Origin of the sequence: Marinicella marina, assembly GCF_030065545.1 — a bacterium.
Taxonomy (GTDB): Bacteria; Pseudomonadota; Gammaproteobacteria; order Xanthomonadales; family Marinicellaceae; genus Marinicella; species Marinicella marina.
Window position 1 is genome coordinate 252984 of the sequence record NZ_JASJNC010000004.1, and the last position, 17585, is coordinate 270568.

Annotated in this window: 15 protein-coding genes; 7 read left to right on the top strand and 8 right to left on the bottom strand. The window is 43.7% G+C overall.

Going from position 1 to position 17585, the window contains the following annotated elements; translation table 11 throughout:
- Positions 1 to 3: 3 nt before the first annotated feature.
- Both QNI24_RS08155 and QNI24_RS08160 read right to left on the bottom strand, forming a co-directional pair.
- Positions 4 to 864, bottom strand: coding sequence for a DUF3667 domain-containing protein (locus QNI24_RS08155; protein ID WP_267176070.1), 861 nt, complete (start codon positions 862 to 864; stop codon positions 4 to 6).
- A gap of 6 nt (positions 865 to 870) precedes the next feature.
- Positions 871 to 2766 carry a DUF885 domain-containing protein gene (locus QNI24_RS08160; RefSeq protein ID WP_267176071.1) on the bottom strand — a complete coding sequence of 632 codons (1896 nt, stop codon included), beginning with the start codon at positions 2764 to 2766 and terminating at the stop codon, positions 871 to 873.
- 251 nt (positions 2767 to 3017) lie between these two features.
- On the opposite strand from QNI24_RS08160, the gene QNI24_RS08165 reads away from it, so the two are divergent.
- Together QNI24_RS08165 and trxC are read left to right on the top strand one after the other, a co-directional pair.
- Positions 3018 to 5147 carry a S9 family peptidase gene (locus tag QNI24_RS08165; protein WP_267176072.1) on the top strand — a complete coding sequence of 710 codons (2130 nt, stop codon included), beginning with the start codon at positions 3018 to 3020 and terminating at the stop codon, positions 5145 to 5147.
- Between the two features lie 37 nt (positions 5148 to 5184).
- Positions 5185 to 5631, top strand: a complete 447-nt coding sequence (gene trxC, locus QNI24_RS08170; protein WP_283708617.1) for a thioredoxin TrxC — start codon at positions 5185 to 5187, stop codon at positions 5629 to 5631.
- Between the two features lie 45 nt (positions 5632 to 5676).
- On the opposite strand, the gene QNI24_RS08175 is transcribed toward trxC, so the two are convergent.
- Together QNI24_RS08175 and QNI24_RS08180 are read right to left on the bottom strand one after the other, a co-directional pair.
- Positions 5677 to 7044, bottom strand: coding sequence for an MATE family efflux transporter (locus tag QNI24_RS08175; RefSeq protein ID WP_267176074.1), 1368 nt, complete (start codon positions 7042 to 7044; stop codon positions 5677 to 5679).
- Between the two features lie 156 nt (positions 7045 to 7200).
- Positions 7201 to 9378 (bottom strand): TonB-dependent receptor, encoded by a 2178-nt coding sequence (locus tag QNI24_RS08180; RefSeq protein WP_267176075.1) that lies wholly within the window; start codon positions 9376 to 9378, stop codon positions 7201 to 7203.
- Positions 9379 to 9620: 242 nt separating this feature from the next.
- On the opposite strand from QNI24_RS08180, the gene QNI24_RS08185 reads away from it, so the two are divergent.
- Together QNI24_RS08185 and QNI24_RS08190 are read left to right on the top strand one after the other, a co-directional pair.
- Positions 9621 to 9776, top strand: coding sequence for a hypothetical protein (locus tag QNI24_RS08185; protein ID WP_267176076.1), 156 nt, complete (start codon positions 9621 to 9623; stop codon positions 9774 to 9776).
- A gap of 9 nt (positions 9777 to 9785) precedes the next feature.
- Positions 9786 to 10460, top strand: coding sequence for a LytR/AlgR family response regulator transcription factor (locus tag QNI24_RS08190; protein WP_323373316.1), 675 nt, complete (start codon positions 9786 to 9788; stop codon positions 10458 to 10460).
- Here QNI24_RS08190 and QNI24_RS08195 read toward each other — a convergent pair.
- Entirely contained in the window at positions 10455 to 10928 is a 474-nt protein-coding gene (locus QNI24_RS08195; protein ID WP_267176078.1) for a GNAT family N-acetyltransferase, read from the bottom strand. The genes QNI24_RS08190 and QNI24_RS08195 overlap by 6 nt on opposite strands.
- A gap of 10 nt (positions 10929 to 10938) precedes the next feature.
- Entirely contained in the window at positions 10939 to 12381 is a 1443-nt protein-coding gene (locus QNI24_RS08200) for a right-handed parallel beta-helix repeat-containing protein (protein WP_267176079.1), read from the bottom strand.
- 233 nt (positions 12382 to 12614) lie between these two features.
- Between QNI24_RS08200 and QNI24_RS08205 the strand changes: the two genes are divergently transcribed.
- Positions 12615 to 13091, top strand: coding sequence for an SET domain-containing protein-lysine N-methyltransferase (locus QNI24_RS08205; RefSeq protein ID WP_267176080.1), 477 nt, complete (start codon positions 12615 to 12617; stop codon positions 13089 to 13091).
- A gap of 89 nt (positions 13092 to 13180) precedes the next feature.
- Here the strand turns inward: QNI24_RS08205 and QNI24_RS08210 are convergent, their stop codons facing one another.
- The gene (locus QNI24_RS08210; protein ID WP_267176081.1) at positions 13181 to 13753 is read right to left on the bottom strand and encodes a PhnA domain-containing protein; all 573 of its coding nucleotides are present in this window, start codon (positions 13751 to 13753) and stop codon (positions 13181 to 13183) included.
- 160 nt (positions 13754 to 13913) lie between these two features.
- Between QNI24_RS08210 and QNI24_RS08215 the strand changes: the two genes are divergently transcribed.
- The gene (locus tag QNI24_RS08215; protein WP_267176082.1) at positions 13914 to 16286 is read left to right on the top strand and encodes a zinc-dependent metalloprotease; all 2373 of its coding nucleotides are present in this window, start codon (positions 13914 to 13916) and stop codon (positions 16284 to 16286) included.
- A gap of 66 nt (positions 16287 to 16352) precedes the next feature.
- Here the strand turns inward: QNI24_RS08215 and QNI24_RS08220 are convergent, their stop codons facing one another.
- Positions 16353 to 16835, bottom strand: a complete 483-nt coding sequence (locus QNI24_RS08220) for a glutathione peroxidase (RefSeq protein WP_267176083.1) — start codon at positions 16833 to 16835, stop codon at positions 16353 to 16355.
- A 158-nt stretch (positions 16836 to 16993) separates the two neighbouring features.
- Here QNI24_RS08220 and QNI24_RS08225 point away from each other — a divergent pair, with 158 nt between their 5' ends.
- Positions 16994 to 17584, top strand: coding sequence for a carboxymuconolactone decarboxylase family protein (locus tag QNI24_RS08225; RefSeq protein WP_267176084.1), 591 nt, complete (start codon positions 16994 to 16996; stop codon positions 17582 to 17584).
- Position 17585: the final 1 nt, after the last annotated feature.

Sequence of the window (17585 nt, forward strand, 5' to 3'; positions counted from 1 at the left end):
TGTTCAAAGACTGTAGAATGTGGTGTAAAAAAGTATCATGCGGTAAATAATAAATACCCAATACACGCTGAAAGTAAAAACCAGCGCCTTAATCAGACTAAGGGTAACATTATTTTGATAAACCCGCCGACTGGCCAAATAGAAATAAACCCCAAAACACGTAAACATCAGCAATGAATAAATCAGTTCAACAGCATACCCACTGGATTGCAAGACTGCTATGAAGGAAGACAAATACAACAACGACTGCAACAGCACATGAGTCATTAGCGCTTGTAGTAATAACATGAAAGCAAACACGTGTGTGGCAAATACCAAACTTGAAACCACTGGATGTGATTGGCTTGGATACAACAAAAACACCACCACTGCAAACATGGGTACCATCAACATCACCAATGTCCGTGCTTGAAACTCGGCCGTATCATTAAATGCTTCAGCAAACTCGCCTGCATCCTGGCCTGTTTGCTTCAAACGATCAGAGACCAATTCTTGCGCCACTTTTTGGTGGATGAAGTTTTCAGCATTCAAATGAGTTTTCAGCGGCGTGGTAAAGGCCGAATAACCAACGAGTCCCGCAATCAGGAAGAATTTGATGCTACAAAATAACAACAGTTGAAAAGGCGTGAGCAGGTGTTTTCTGATGCCTGACAGGTAATGTGTCGATAACACACCAGGCTGGGTCAACAACAACTTAATGGTCTTTAACCACTTGCCATCAATGTCCGTGACTGCTGCGATGGCATGTTTGGCTACTTTTGAAATTGATAAATCATGCTGTGAAAATTGTTTTTCACCACATTGGTGACAAAACTGCCCAATTATCACCTCATCACAACTTGGACAGTTTTGTTGTTCACCCATGGAATTTTATTGTACTTGTTGTTTGGCCACCCAGGCATTGACATTATCCTCTAAAACAGCCATCGGTACAGCGCCACCCAGTAACACCAAGTCATGGAATGCTTTGATATCAAATGACTCACCCAATGCCTTTCTCGCCATGTCTCGCAGTTCAACTATTTTGATCATACCCAGTTTATAACCCAATGCTTGCCCAGGCCAAACCATGTAACGTTCAATTTCCGCGACCACGTCTGAATCAACAGTACCAGTGGTTTCGGCCATGTACTGAATGGCCTCTTCGCGGCTCCATTTTTTGTGGTGTAAACCAGTATCAACCACCAGCCTCACTGCGCGAAACAGCTCAGCCTTCAAACGACCTAAATCACCATACGGGTCACCATCATACATGCCCATTTCTTTGGCCACCAACTCAGAATACAAAGCCCAACCTTCAACGTATGCATTATAAGGAGCAATCCTGCGGACCATAGGTAGACTTTCTTGCGCCAGATTCAAGGCCACTTGCCAATGATGGCCAGGGTTGGCCTCGTGGTATGTCAGGGTTTTTAAATCAAACTTGGCATTGGCTTTGATGTCACGCAAGTTAATCCAATATATACCCGGCTGGGAACCATCAATTTTTGGTGAAGAATACATACCACCGGGTGCTGATGCCTCGCGCGCTTTAGGAAAAGCACGAACCTCAACATCATACGGTGGTTTGGTGCCAAACTGTTCTGGCATGCGCACATTAATTTCTTCTATGTAACCATTCAAATCAGCCAATAACTGATTTCTACCAGCCTCTGAATCTTCATAAAGAAACTGCGGATCATCATTGATCTGCAACATCCGTTCACCAACCGTGCCCTCGGTGTGACCATTGGCTACCAAAATGGCATCCATCTCGGCCGATATGCGGGTCACTTCATCCAAACCCACTTGGTGGATTTGCTCAGGGGTCAAGTCGGTATCACCGAGCATTTTTACCGCATCGGCATAATACGCGTCACCATTGGGTTGTGCCCAGATACCTGATTCATCGGTGGCCTTTTCTAACAATTGTTGCTGGGCTTGAATCATCATGCGGTAACCAGCATAAATGTTATTGGCTATGTGCTCCTCAGCCTCTATCAACATGCGCTGTCTTTCAGTCTCTTCAAGCTCAGTGAGGGCATCGACTTGAGTGGCGAAGGTTTTGTACAAAGGATGCGTTTTAGGCTCCGGTGCAATAAAGGCCTCCAAGCCTGCAATGGTTTTATTGATGATGATTTTAGGGGCAATCCAGCCTGATTCAACATCTGCCGATAGTTTGGCCATCACACCTTGCATGAAGGCATCAAATTCATCCAATCGTTTGAGGTAGTCTTCAGCATCTTTGATGGTACTAATTTTATGGTTGTTAACCATGTAATTGGGTACATCAATCAAGGGGCCATTAATCTGACTGACTATAAAAGGTGTCAAGCCCATCCAAAGGTCTATATAACCGATGGGGAATTTTTCATTCCCAGCAAAATAACGATTCAAGTTCATCATCACTTTTTTGTTGTCTAGATCGACCTGATCAGTAACTTCAAGGTTGGCTAACTGCTGGTTGATTCGTCGCATTTGTGCCCTTAACTTTGCTTCAGCTTCGGGCGAATAATCATCCAAACGATCATTGTAATAACCACCAGCCAGTCGCTGCTCCACACCCAAGACAGTGGCATAGTGTGGCCTGGCCGCAAATAAAGTGATGGCACTGGTTTCGAAATTGGCAGCCAACGGGGTGGTGATTGTCTCATCGGCTTTTTGCACTGCCTCAACCACTTCCAATGCTGCATCAGTTTCAACAGCATTGTCTGGTACAGATTGGTCTTTACAACCAACCAAAAAAACCAAAACTGCCAATGCCAGCGTGTTATTTAATTTCCGCATAAATCATTCAACCCAAAAATAAGATACCCCATCTTACTGACATCGAATTATTTTTTCCATGTTAGATTACAGCTCAATATGCCTGATGGGAACAGCAAGCGAAGATCTAACAGCTCACAATGAACAGCATGCTGAGTTTTAATGACATCACTTTCTGATTTATAATGAATCCCGCCTTTTACCCAGTTAAATATGTCATCATGAGACTAAAACGTACTGCAAACAGCCTTTTCCTTGTTTTTATTGCATTAATGACAGCAGCTTGCCAATCCCCGTCACAAAAAAAACAGACCGATGCTGTCAATATTTTTAATCTAGATGCGCTTTACGCTGACCAGAGCATCATTGGTACCACACCAGTCAAACCAGCCTGGTCCAGTGATGGTGTTCATCTGGCATTTTTATGGAACGATGAAGGATTTACCTTTCGAGACGTTTGGAGCTACTCAACTGTCACTGGAGAAAAACGGCAGCTCACACACAAAGTAGATGAAGCTGCGCTTGAGCAAAAAATTGCTGGTGGTGAAGCTGGCATCAGCGAAGTGGTTTGGCTCAATGCTGCTGAACAACAGTTTCTCTATGTTTTGCATGGCCAACTGTATTCACAAAAAAACAAACAAAACGCCATTCAGCTTGAAACAGATAAAAAAACCATCAGCAATCTGGCCCTTGATCCTCAAGGAAAACAGCTGGCATTCATCAGCGAAGGGTCTCTGTGGCTGCGACCAGTGAATACTGCAGCGCAAAATGCAGCCATTAGCTTGGCATCAGGACTTAACCCCAAAGCCCCAATAGTCAGTTTCAAGTGGGCCAAAGACGGTCAATCACTGGCTTATCAAATCAACGATTACAACCCTTTACCTGAACGAGACATCCATTATTATACCGCCGATGGCGCTATTAAAGATCGTGTCACAAGGGCGTTTCCAGGTGACGAAACTGCTGAGTACCATTTGGGCATGGTCAATGTTGACGGCAATAAAACCACTTTTGAGCGACCCAATGCAAGTGATTATATTTGGCATTATGGTATTTCTGCCGACGGACAATCGGTGTTTATTAACAGTTCTGATTTGTTGATCAAAAACCACACCATTTATGTGTTTGATACCCAAACCGCCAATAGACAGGTGTTTTATCATGAGTACGATCCCAAACACTTGCGACCTGATTGGCAAGTGGCATGGGCGCCAGATGATGAAGGATTAATTATCCTGTCAGACAGAGACGGTTACTTACACCTCTACCATCAAAAAACCGCAGCGCAGCAACCCGTTCAGCTTACCAGTGGAGAATGGGAAATTGCCTCGTTTGCTGTCAGCCAGGTGGATAAAAGGATTTATTTCATAGCCAACAAATCTTACTTATCAGAACGTCAAATTTACAGCGTGGCTCTGACTGATACAGAAATCAAGCGAGTCAGCCCAACCACACCTGGCACCCATGAGTTTTATTTGTCGCCTGCTCAAAACTTCACAGCCACACTTTTTTCCAATGATGCCACACCATTGGAATTGTATGTGATTGATTTGCAAAGTAATGAATCAAAACAAATCACCCACTCACCGTTGCCCGCATTCGACCAATATACTTGGGCTGATATCAGTTACATTGAATTCCCCAGTCATTTAGATGGCACCAACTTGGTGGGCAGACTGAGCTTGCCGGCCGATTACAATCCGACAAAAAAATACCCTTTGATTGTTGGTTCGGTGTATTCTGACAGCGTCAGAAATCAGTACGGAGGGCGCACATCACACCCCACCTGGGGCTTGGATAAGTACCTGGTATCAAAAGGCTACATCATTTTAAACGTCAATGTCAGAGGCAGCTGGGGCCAAGGCAGAAAACACAACCAAGGCCTTCGCTACGGTTATGGCGTTATCGATATAGAAGATTTACACAGTGGCGTAAAATATCTTATATCTGAAGGTATGGTTTCCACTGATCGTGTTGGCATTTGGGGTTCAAGTTATGGTGGCCTGATGACCATGATGTCCTTGTTTAAAAAACCTGGAGTTTATGCCGCAGGCATTGCTGGTGCCCCAGCCACCAACGTTGCACATGCCTACCCAGGTCAGATGTGGGTGATGGGTGAGCCCACCGGCGATGATCAGCCAGACCGGTACCAAAACCAATCACCGCTGTATCACACCGACGGTTTGGTCGACCCTTTGATGATTATTCATGGCAGCAAAGATCCAGTGGTGTTGTACTCCGACACCATAGCAGTGATAGAAAAGCTGATTGAAAAACAACAAATATTTGAGTTGGTCACCCTGCCCGGAACCAGTCATGGTTGGGATGCAGAGGGTAATGATGTTCGGTTGTTTTCATTCAAGAAGATGGTCGAATTCTTTGACCGGCATTTGAAACGCTGAGCCATGATGCTTAGTTCACTTCACCCTGAGATTTATGATGACTGAAACCACCCTACTGATTGTTTGCTCAAATTGCGCCACAAAAAATCGCGTGCCGCAGGCCAAACTTGATCACCAACCCCGTTGTGGCAAATGTGGCGAACAGGTACTTTCCAAACGTCCAATCGCTGCCAACAATCAAAACTTTAATCTTTATGTCAGCAACAATGATTTACCAGTGGTGGTAGATTTCTGGGCTGAGTGGTGCGGCCCGTGTAAACAGTTTGCACCCACTTTTGCGAGCATGGCCGCAGATATGGACAAACTGGCTTGTTTCATAAAGCTCAATACAGAGCACAATCAAAACATTGCTGGCATGTATAACATTCGTTCCATTCCAACTCTAATGATCATTCATCATGGTAAAGAAATCGCACGCGTTTCAGGGGCATTGACCACCACTCAATTGACCGAATGGCTGGTTCAGAATTTACCGGGACTTTAAGGGCATAGAAAAAAGCCAACACATCTCCACATGAATTGTGAGGGCTCATTCTACTTTTGATATTTTCTCACGCTTGATTGCTGGCGTCAGTAAGGCCAGCCTCCCTCTGGTATAAAACCATGCCACCGCAGCGCTGAGTAAGACAATGGTCACTATGGCCCAAAAAATAGCGTACAAACCGTAACCCAACACGTTAATCAGCAGATAAAAGGCGATGATTGGTAACACCATTTGACGCAAAATACCAATAACCAGCGGAAATAAGGGCTGTTTCACAGCCTGTAGCAGCGCGTTGGAACAGAACAACATCATGTAACCAAAAAACGCAAACGCATCAGCCCGCAGGTAGTAAACCCCAACACCGATGATTTCTTGGTTATCGGTGAACTGGGTCATCATCAAAGGTGATAAGAAAATCATGGTGGGAATAAAGACAATTGAAATCAATAAGGCCACTTTCAATGACTTGGCATAGATTTCTCTGACCCTTTCAATGTTGCCAGCACCGTAATTCTGACCGACCAAAGCCATCACCGAAGCATTTAAACCCAGTGCTGGCATCAACAACAACTGCTCAATGCGGATGCCCACAGAATAACCAGCAACCGGAAAATCACCAAATTGCGAGATAAAGTATATGGTGATAAAACCACCAATGATGATGGTCAGCATGTTCATGCTGGCCGGCATGATTTGTGCCATTAATTGGCGCCAATGCTCAAAATTATAGGCTGGTTTGGACCATACCCCAGCTTCAATCATCAACACCTTCCATAAATACAAAGATGAGCCCATTTTTATGATTAAGGTTGACCATGCCAAACCAGCCGCACCTAAGTCAAAAACGAAAATAAACAATGGGTTCAACAGCCAATTGGCAAAGAACCCAACCACCAACACATTCCTGTAACTGGTGGTGTTGCCATGCGCAATCAAAGCGCCAGCAAAACAGCTGGTCAAATTAAAGAACACATTGCCCCACAGAATCACTGAGGTGTATTCCCATGCCACCGTAACAATTTGAGCATCATCACTGAGAAAGCTCAACAGGTCTTGGGCGAACAATAAGCCCAAGATCAAAATAAGCAATGATAAAAACCAAGTGATGCCATGAGAACAATTCAACCACTCGATCACTTGTTTCTTGTTCTTACTGCCCAAATCTGCAGCCACCATGGCTGAAGTGCCGCTTTGCAGACCCATACCCAAGGCCAAAAACAAGGCAAAAACGATACTGGCAATAGAAAGTCCAGACAATGCAATGTCCGAAATTTGACCAGCAAACCAGTTATCAGTGAGGTTATAAAGGGTGTTGAAGACCATGCCTAAGGCGGCAGGAATTCCTATGCGAATCATGTGCTTATAGACAGAACCTCGGGTTAAGTCTTTATCTGCTGCTGTGGTGACTTTCATCTACATCTGGATAAGAAGGTGAATAGATTGTAGCAGAATGTTCAGATCAGCAAGAATATTTGCTGCTACTTGTTTGGTGCAGCATCAAACAATAAAAATTAAGCGGCCACATGATGCGAAAGGCTGTGAATCAGCCCTTCGCTTAAAAGTACATGTTCAGAAACGCCAGTTGGCTGTTAAGCGTGCATTCAAAGGTGCGGCCACAGTGGCTTGGTGGGTACTGTGGGCATTGGGAAAGTACAATTCATCAGTAAGGTTTTCAATGTTCAGTTGCAAGCTCAGCATTTCAGAAACATCGTAATAAGCAGCTGCATCAATGCGAGTGAAACTTGGCAGTATTGCCGTGTTGCTGTTATTGATAAAACTCTCATCTTGGTAATTGATACCCAAGCCCAAACCAAATTGGTCAGTGATGCGGAAATTATTCCACAATGAAAACATATTTTCAGGCAACTCCCTGGGTCGTAACCCGATTGCACCTGTTCGATTGACCTGCTCTCCATCCAAGTAACTGTAGCCAGCTGAAATGAACCACATGTCATTGATTTCACCTTTCAACTGAATTTCAAAACCATTGATTTGTGAATCGATCACATCTAAGGTTTCTGGGTCACTATCAGCCACTTGAGGTGAGGATTGTTCAATTTCAAAAACAGCAGCAGTCAAACTCAAACCTTGATTGAAATCCCATTTAAAACCCACTTCTTGGTTGGTGAAGATATTGGGGTCTAACTGGTTGTTATCACCGTTGATGTTGGCAAACTGTTCACCGCTTCTGGGCAAAAAAGTCTCACTGTAACTGGCATATAAGGACATGTTTTCTTGCGGCTTAAATATCAAACCCAAACGCGGCGAGACTTCATCGTCTTCGCGACTGCGAACCTCGTCACTGATTACATTAAACACATCGATATCAAAACTATCAAAACGGGCACCCAGCACCACATCCAAATAATCAGTTAATTGAATTTCATTTTGTAAATACGCTGAAAAGACTTCAATGTCAACACGGGTGTCGTCATTCAAATCAACGGTAAAGTCATTGCTGGTAGGATTGCCTGCAGCATTGATTCCTATGCCTCCTCTCAGGTTCAATGGACGATTAACTAAAAACACCTCATTATCATCAAGGGTAGTATCCCAAAATGAGTTAAAACGGAACTGATCTGATGAAGTATCAATGAATTCAATACCACCGACCAAGGTGTGCATTACATCACCGGTATAAAACTCACCAATCAGATTACCCGAAAGAATCATGTTCTGGCGTTTGGTGACGTCTAAATAACCATCCAGAGTCACTGCATTAGGGCTGTTGGCTTGATCATAAGCTGATACGTAAAAGTTTTGATAGAGTTTGTCGTAGTCACCATAAAAGGCACTGAAGTTACCCTTGAGGCTGCTAGAGAACTGGTGTTGGAGAGTAGCTCTGAATAAGTGCGCTTCTAATTCTGATGTGTTCAACGCTGGATCTGCAAACACAATATTCTCAAATGCTTCGACTGGTCGTCCATTGGTACCCGTTGGGATACCGCGATCAATGAAACGCTGGTGGTCTATGTATTCATAGGACAAGTCTAAGGTAGAAAAATCTGATAACAAGAACTTGGCTGTAGGATTGAAGCCCAAACGTTCACCGTCGTAAAAGTCCCTGTGGTTATCTAGATTCTCGTACATGGCGTTGATGCGAAAAGCAACATGGTCTTGACCAGAAAAGTTACTGTCCAACCAAAAATCAAAAGCACCAAAAGTATCAACACTGGTTTGTAAGTTGGTAAAATCATCACCAACAACACCTTGTTTAGTCACTCGGTTTAAAATACCACCCGTACCACCTCGACCAAACAGCAACGCATTCGGTCCGCGCAATATTTCAACTTGCTCCAGGTTGTACAGCGGTCGGTAATACTGTACATCATCTCGCACACCATCAATAAAAAAATCAGCCGTAGAGCGCACGCCACGGAAAACCACTGAATCACGGTGTCCCTCACCTTGTGAGTTGTTAACACCTGGGGTGTAATCAATGATTTCACTGATGCTGGTGAAGCCACGTTGTGAAATTTCATCAGCTGTAGTGATGGACAGGCTCTGTGGCACATCAATGATTGGCGTGGGTGATTTCAGTGCATTCACTTGGTCAGAGTAAAGAAAATTTCCAACCACCACTAGGTTATCTAAATCAGCTGCATCAGTTTCTGATTGGTTCATCTCCTTGTGTGTAACATCTGAGTCAACTTCATTTTCTGGTGTTTCAGCCATCAGTACAGGTGATGCTGCAGAAATTAACAAGATCAAGGCCAAGTTCCATTTTGTATTTAAGAGTTGTTTCATATTTAAAGTATTTAATATTGAAAAGATGGGCGCATTTTATTCTTAATGAGAATCATTGTCAATTGCAAATAGTTCTCATTAACGTGTTATTTTTATTATAAAACCAATCATTAAAAGCTAATTAATTGGTTTTTTAAATAACCTTTCCGTTCATCCAGAATAATAACCACTCATACAATATAAGCCTGATGATTGAAATAAATCAGTATCATGAATTCATTCAAATCACATCGGAGATTAATATGAAAAACAAAGCAATCATTGGTTTATTTTTGGTTTTATTGATATCAATCTATACTGACTTGCAAGCCAGTGAATTTGATTTCAAAGTTAAAGTTCATGGTCAAGGGCAACCCATGTTACTTATCCCAGGACTGAGCAATGACATGGCAGTTTAGGATTCAAGGCTGGCGTGGAAAGAGTTGATTCACCTGTTACAAATCCACCCACAGATTAAAGTCATGGCAGAGGCTGCCTCAGGGCCTCATGCAATCAAACAGCTGCAAGAACATGCCATAGATGTGATGTTTTTGGACATACAAATGCCGGGCACGGATGGTTTTGAACTGTTGCAACAGCTCGAAGACATACCGCAAGTGGTGTTTGTCACTGCTTATGATGAGTATGCCATCAGGGCATTCGAGCACAATGCCCTGGACTACCTACAAAAACCGATAGAACCGAATGACTTAAACCGCGCCATTACACGCATCAAAGTACCTGATACGCAAGCGCAACAAAAATCAATGCTGACCCAAGGAGATTCAGTATTTGTTATAGATGATGATGCCTGTTGGTTCGTTGATGTGGCTGAAATTCGATTGTTTGAGGTGGATGGCAACTACACCACAATTTATTTTGAGAACAATCAACCGATGCTGTCAAAAACCCTCAATCATTTGGCTGCTCGCTTGGACCCAGAGCTGTTTTTCAGGGCCAATCTCAATCAATTGATCAACCTCAAACACATCGATAAAGTAGAACCTTGGGTACAAGGCATACGGGTCAAACTCAGTGGCAGTGAAGCAGTTGAATTATCGCGTCGCCAAACTCAGAAATTCAAAGAATTGATGAGTTTATGATGACTTGGCTGGATGCAAGTCCAATGCCATAAAGACATTATTGGGGTCTTGTACATAATCCCCAAAGGGTTGGCAGTAACTGAAACCAAATTTAAGGTACAAAGACCTGGCCGGCTTAAAGTATGCCATCGAACCCGTTTCTAGCTTCAAGTGCTTATAACCACGGTTTTTTGCCTCAGCAATAACGTGTTGTAGTAATTTTTTTCCCACGCCTTTTTTGGTGTGACTTGGTGCCGTTTTCATTGACTTGATTTCACCCAATTGATCACTCCAATGCTTCAAGGCCACACAACCCAGTAACTCATCAGCATGCCACAATGACCAAAAACTGATGTTATCTTGTTGCAAAGCTTTGACATCAAGCACATGTCGACTTTCAGGTGGCGAATGATCAGCCATGCGATCTTGGTGCTCTTGAAGTAGTTGTATGACTTTCAAACCAGTCACATCATCACGCTTAATTTCCATGAATCAACAATCAATCAAAGCCATTCTCAAAAATCAAATCACAACTGATTTCACCACAAAATTCATAGGCGCCAATATCCACGGCACCACTTGGAATCCTGCTTTGGGTGGCTTGGTGTTTGAGGTACTCATACGCAAGCGCATACTCAGGCAGCAATTCAGGTAATACAGCCATGCCCTGATTGATTAATTCACTGTCACTTAATGGACCGAACGCCAAGTTATTTAAATCGATGAACCCTGGATCGGAACCTGTAATCACATTGCCCAAGTCATTGATGCTGCCATTGGGCGAACAGTGGCAGTCTTGCCAACCCGTTTTGAACCAATTATGCTGGATGTTCATCATCCCGTTGCCGTCTATCAAAGCCTGATTGCTCCCTGCTGCAGTGCCATAATACACATTATTGAACACGTGAGCAGTCTCATCATTGGTGGATAAGCGCATCAATGTGGTGTTGCCACTGCGACTTGAGAATACGGTGTTGTTGTAGAAATATAAATCACCTTTGCGGTAATCACTGGTGGTACCACTGTCACCACCATAATGAACCATTTGCGAATTACCCTCTCCTTCTGATTCAATCAACACATTGCCATACACATGGGTGGTGGCATAGCTGGGATGATTGACCAGCACACTGGAATCCTCAGCATCAACCAAATCCAATTGGCGGTTACCGTCTTTGATCCAATTGTTTCGAACAACCAAGCCAGCAGAGCGGTCTTTCAGGTTATTGCCCAAAGCACCGGTTCTTAAAGGACCAAAGCGGTTGCCCTCATAAATGATGCCAATGGCGGCGGTGTAGGTGTTATGCTCAAAAATTCGACCTTCAATGCCGTTGTCGTATATGTGATTGTTTTGAATCAATATGTCTTGGGTCTGACCACCATTGGCACCGACAAATATGCCGTTGCCTGAGTCTCTGATGGTGTTATTGCGAATGGTGATGTGTTGCCCTATTTCGACATAGACACTGGCTGCATTGTTGCTGTAAGTTTCACTGCCACCTCCATCGTTGGTGAATTGAAATGGCGGCCTGGCGGAGCGTAAATCCAAATTTTCAATGATGATGTGTTCGGGAATGGCGTTACTGGGGGTATTGGAACCACCGATTTTAATTAAACCACGGCGTTCGTTCCAGAAGTTAACCCCTGGGACAGTGGTGGCCGCATTGCCATCTATCACTGGCTGTTGGCCTTGTGGTCCATTCACACCAATCACTTGGATGGGGTTTTCTTCAGTGCCCACTGCATTGATCACCCATTTTTCATTGTAGGGTGTGGCACGCCAATGAATGAACACCCGATCACCGGCTTGTAAATTTGCCCAAGGAACATCACCGATAGCAGCAAGAGGTTGCTCTGGCCCGACGCGATAATCAATTGCGTGGCAAACACCGAACAACTGCAAAGCCATCAGAGCCAGTATTGTTTTTAATCGTTTTAGCATAATGGATTAACAGTCAACAACCTTACATCATACGTCATTAACTTTTTATAAATTGTTAACCAGAACACATATTAACCCCGATAAAGTGTGTCAGTTAAAGATTAAAAATAAATGCTGTTTTGATGCATAAAATAGTTGTATCAAAACCACAAATAACGGTATAAATACGATGTGCCATGACGACTAAAAACGTCATCATAAACTGGATTGTTATTAATTAGAGGTTTTTTAAAATGATTTATCCATCTGAATTTGGTGATGACCCGATGTTTCCACAAACTTCGGATTTTAACATTGAGTTTAAAAATCACATCGCAGGCCAGGGTGTGGTTTGCTTGAGAGATTTTAAACAAGGAACAGTAATGGCTCATTTGGCGGGAGTGGTAGTAAATTCAATGCGTGAACACTCTTTTCAAATTGGTAAAAACAAGCATTTGAATGATGAATACTTCACAGGATTCTTTTTGCATTCATGTGACCCAAATACAGCCATCAATACCAAAGCACACACAGCTACAGCAATCAAAGACATCAAAATTGGCGACTATATCACCATTGATTACAGTGCCACAGAAGACTACTTGTTTCGTCAATTCAAATGTAATTGTGGGGCAAAAAAATGCCGTGGCGTGATAGCTGGAAAAAAAGAAATTCCGCGTTCTTTTTTATCAGTCACTGGTTACTATGAAGATGATTCAGATGACTATTAAATGGCTCAATCGAGGTTTTAATGGCATGCCTTCAGCCGATATAACAAGATTTCTCATAACCCGCATTAGGTCATTCTGAGCCTTTAGACTTAATGGGACTTCTTGACGTATTCAGTCAAGATCACAATGCGCTGTGATTCGACTTTACCTTCAATCTGACCAGGATTATCAGGCACCAGGCCGATGTTTCTGACAGCAGTGCCCTGTTTGGCAGTGAAACCGCCACCTTTAACTTTGAGGTCTTTAACCAAGGTGACCGTATCACCCGCCTCGAGCTTGGCACCGTGACAATCGGTATGCAGCACTACCTCTACACCCTCTCCTGTGGCTTTGGCCCACTTCAATTGCTCACCCTCTAAATACATCATGTCCAATAAATCACGCGGCCAGCCTTCAGCGGAAAGTCGTGTCAACATGCGCCAAGCCAATACTTTAACGGCTGGCACTTCACTCCACATGCTGTCATTCAAACAACGCCAGTGATTGGGTTCTGTTAAATCCTTGTCATTGATTTGACTGCGACAGGTGGCACATAAATAAGCACAAGATTCCACATCAATTTGCTCAATTGGTTCGACTTGAAAGACCGCTAAATCATTGCTTGATTGACACAGTTCACATTGCTCTTTTGATCGTTGTTTTAATTTATCTTCAATATTCATGCGCGAATTGTAACCGAATCATGATTTTGTTAACAGCTGCTGAAATTTATCAGTGACAATTGAATCCAAGCTTGGCACAATAAATATCATTCAAAACACACCAAATATTCTTATGCCACATCACATCTTATTGACCCTGTTGCTGTTTTGCAGCACCCTCATGGCCGAAGAAAAACAGGATGCCCCGAAAGACATAAGCGGTTTCACTGAAAAGATGGTCAAAAAGTCCGGCTTCATTGATTTTTACTGGGATGAAAACAAAGGAAAGATATACCTAGAAATAGACCAATTCAATCAAGATTTATTGTATGCCTACTTTTTACAATCCGGCTTAGGTTCCAATGATGTTGGTTTGGATCGTGGACAAATCGGCGGTTATGCATTGGTACAATTTAAAAGGCTGGGCAACAAAGTCATGATGATTGAGCCGAATCAAGCCTACCGAGCTTTCTCCGACAACCCAGCTGAACGCCAAGCCGTGGCCGATGGTTTCGCCCAGTCGGTGCTGTGGGGCGGTGAAGTGGTGGCCAGCAGCAGTGATGCGGTGTTGGTTGATTGGACTGCTTTTCTAACCAGAGACTCACAAGGCATCTCCGAACGCCTAGAGACCATGAAAGAAGGTCAGTTCAAACTGGATGAAGCCAGATCAGCCATTGTGATTGAAAGCAGCAAAAACTTTCCTCAGAATACTGAATTGTCAGCCATGATTACGCTTGAAGGTAAAAAACCTGGCCGCCATGTGCGTTCAGTAACACCTGCTGGCAACATCATCAGTTTAAAAACCCACCACTCTCTGATACAACTACCAGAAGAACCCTACCAACCTCGCGCCTTTGATCCCCGTTCCGGAGCCATACCCATCAGCTTCAAAGATTATGCTGCGCCTTTGAGTGAATCAATGAATAAACAATGGGTGATACGCCATCGTTTAGAGAAACAGGACCCAACGGCTGCAATCAGCGACGCCGTTGAACCGATTGTTTATTATTTGGACCCGGGTACACCAGAACCAGTCAGATCGGCATTGTTAGAAGGCGCCAAATGGTGGCAAGCAGCCTTTGAAGCTGCCGGTTATTCAAATGCTTATCGGGTTGAACTGTTGCCTGAAGGGGCAGATCCATTGGACATCAGATACAACACCATTCAATGGGTGCACCGGTCCACTCGAGGCTGGTCATATGGCGCCAGTATCGTTGATCCACGCAGTGGTGAAATCCTCAAAGGTCATGTGACCTTAGGTTCCTTGCGGGTCAGACAGGACATGCTGATTGCTCAAGGTTTGTTATCACCTTATGACGGTGAAAAAAATACGCAACAACTTGAACAAGACATCGAACAAATGGCTTTGGCTCGATTACGCCAGTTATCAGCCCATGAAGTGGGTCACACCATCGGTTTGATTCATAATTTTTATGCCAGCAGTAAAGATCGCGCCTCGGTGATGGATTATCCACACCCATTGGTCAAACTGAATGAATCTGGTGAAATCGACTTGAATCAGGCCTATGACGTTGGCATTGGGGATTGGGACAAAGTATCCTTGGCCTATATATATCAAGACTTCGGTAATCAAGATGAAACTGCAGGCTTGAATCAATTGTTACAACAAGCCAAACGCGATGGCCATGTGTTTATCGCCGATCGAGATGCCCGCGCCGCGGGTGGTTCACACCCCTACTCACACCTTTGGGACAATGGCAAAGATGCCGCACAAAGCCTATTGGATGTACTACAAATCAGATCCACTGCGTTGTCAAATTTTGGCTTAGATACCATTCAACCAGGTCAGACCGTGGCCAGTTTGGAAAAATACTTGGTCCCCATCTACTTGTTTCACCGCTACCAAACAGAAGCTGCAGTGAAATTAATCGCTGGTGTTGATTACCGCTATGCCATCAAAGGTGAAGAACAAGTCGCAGCCACCATAGTGGATGCAGCCACTCAACAGAAAGCTTTGAGCGCGGTGTTAAAAACCTTGGATGTAAAGACCTTGGCTTTGCCCCAGGAGTTGTTGCCTTTGTTACTGCCTCCGGTTGAGGGCAGTTATCGCGATCGTGAACATTTCAAACACCGCACAGGGCTTAACTTCGATGCCTTGGGAGTAGCAGAAACCGCTGCCCAAAACACCCTCAAGTTCTTATTGAACCCCCAACGCATCAACCGCCTGATTGAGCACCATGCTCGGGACCAAAACATGCCGTCATTGAATACTGTTTTGGAACAATTGTGGCAAAGTACCTGGCAGAGAAAACATAAAAATGATTACCACCTAGCGGTTCAACAAGGTATCAATTGGACCACGTTAGAACAGTTGATGCATGCGACAACCGCAGAGGAATTGTCGCCACTGGCACGCAGCCAAATGATTTCCTTCTTACAACAAAAACAAAAATCATTGGCTAAAAAACGCAGTCACAAAGCATTCAATGGTTACGCAGCAAAAACCATTGGCCAATTCATCAAAAACCCAAAGAAAACCACCACACAATCTATCAAACCCATGCCACCAGGCTCTCCCATTGGTATGAACTGATAAGATATAAAATGAACGAAAAAACGCACCTATTGGTGCGTTTTTGAGTGATATTGGTTATTTAAATTAAGCTGTGAGTGCTTTTTCAATGTGTTTCTTGATGTCAGCTGGCTTGGTAGTTGGCGCAAATCGTTTGATGGGCTGACCGTCTTTACCAATCAAGAACTTGGTGAAGTTCCACTTGATGTTTTTGCCCAAAGTGCCTGGCAATTCATCCTTGAGGTACTCAAAAACAGGGTGCGTGTCTTTACCATTGACATCTATCTTGCCAAACATGGGGAATTCGACACCATAGTTTATTTCACAAAACTCACTGATTTGATCGGCATTGCCCGGTTCTTGCTTACCAAATTGATTGCACGGAAAACCTAAGATTTCCAATCCTTGGCTGTGGTACTCAGCATAAAGTTCCTGTAAGCCGGTGTATTGTGGCGTGAGGCCACATTTGCTGGCGGTATTAACCACCAACACAACCTTGCCTTTGTAGGCATCTAAAGCTTGTTCTTTGCCATTTAAAGTGACGGCTTTGAAGTCATAAAATTTAGTCATGGTTAGCTCTTATAAAAATGATGTGTTTAATATAGTATTAATTTAATGAAATTAAAGTGAAGTCATTGCTGCTGTTTAAATCTCATAGGTCATGAGAAAGGACTTGAATTTTATAATCACTGCATTTAGCCTTAACTGATTTAAATACAGGATTAAGTATGCCGTTGATAAACCCACTTGATCAATTTGCTAACCCTGAGGTTGAGCGATTGGTGAAATTTTTTAATGAAACGTTGGGCTTTTGCCCAAATAGTGTCTTGACCATGCAACGGCGTCCAGCCATTGCTGAAGCATTTGTAAACCTCAACATGGCAGTCATGGCCAATGAGGGTCGAGTTACGGCTGAACAGAAGCGATTAGTCGGTTACTTAACCAGCGCCCAAACTGGCTGCCGTTATTGTCAAGCGCACACCATCCTAGCCGCTGAGCGCTATGGTGGCTCGCAACAAAGATTGGATAACATCTGGGAATTCAGAGAAAGTGATTTATACACAGAAGCTGAGAAAGCCATGTTTGAATTTGCTTTGGCCGCTTCCAGTGTGCCCAATGCGGTGGACCAGAAGATTGAAACAGAATTGAAAAAGCACTGGGATGATGGTGAAGTGGTGGAGATTCTGGGTGTGGTTGCTTTGTTTGGCTACCTCAATCGCTGGAACGATTCCATGGGTACTTCACTAGAATCTGGTGCTGAAGCAGCTGGCATGAAATATTTCGGTGATAAAGGCTGGGACAAAGGCAAGCACCAATAAA

Coding starts and splice junctions, on each gene's coding strand:
- QNI24_RS08155 (WP_267176070.1), bottom strand. CDS start 864: ATGGGTGAACAACAAAACTGTCCAAGTTGTGATGAGGTGATAATTGGG.
- QNI24_RS08160 (WP_267176071.1), bottom strand. CDS start 2,766: ATGCGGAAATTAAATAACACGCTGGCATTGGCAGTTTTGGTTTTTTTG.
- QNI24_RS08165 (WP_267176072.1), top strand. CDS start 3,018: ATGACAGCAGCTTGCCAATCCCCGTCACAAAAAAAACAGACCGATGCT.
- trxC (WP_283708617.1), top strand. CDS start 5,185: ATGACTGAAACCACCCTACTGATTGTTTGCTCAAATTGCGCCACAAAA.
- QNI24_RS08175 (WP_267176074.1), bottom strand. CDS start 7,044: ATGAAAGTCACCACAGCAGCAGATAAAGACTTAACCCGAGGTTCTGTC.
- QNI24_RS08180 (WP_267176075.1), bottom strand. CDS start 9,378: ATGAAACAACTCTTAAATACAAAATGGAACTTGGCCTTGATCTTGTTA.
- QNI24_RS08185 (WP_267176076.1), top strand. CDS start 9,621: ATGAAAAACAAAGCAATCATTGGTTTATTTTTGGTTTTATTGATATCA.
- QNI24_RS08195 (WP_267176078.1), bottom strand. CDS start 10,928: ATGGAAATTAAGCGTGATGATGTGACTGGTTTGAAAGTCATACAACTA.
- QNI24_RS08200 (WP_267176079.1), bottom strand. CDS start 12,381: ATGCTAAAACGATTAAAAACAATACTGGCTCTGATGGCTTTGCAGTTG.
- QNI24_RS08205 (WP_267176080.1), top strand. CDS start 12,615: ATGATTTATCCATCTGAATTTGGTGATGACCCGATGTTTCCACAAACT.
- QNI24_RS08210 (WP_267176081.1), bottom strand. CDS start 13,753: ATGAATATTGAAGATAAATTAAAACAACGATCAAAAGAGCAATGTGAA.
- QNI24_RS08215 (WP_267176082.1), top strand. CDS start 13,914: ATGGCCGAAGAAAAACAGGATGCCCCGAAAGACATAAGCGGTTTCACT.
- QNI24_RS08220 (WP_267176083.1), bottom strand. CDS start 16,835: ATGACTAAATTTTATGACTTCAAAGCCGTCACTTTAAATGGCAAAGAA.
- QNI24_RS08225 (WP_267176084.1), top strand. CDS start 16,994: ATGCCGTTGATAAACCCACTTGATCAATTTGCTAACCCTGAGGTTGAG.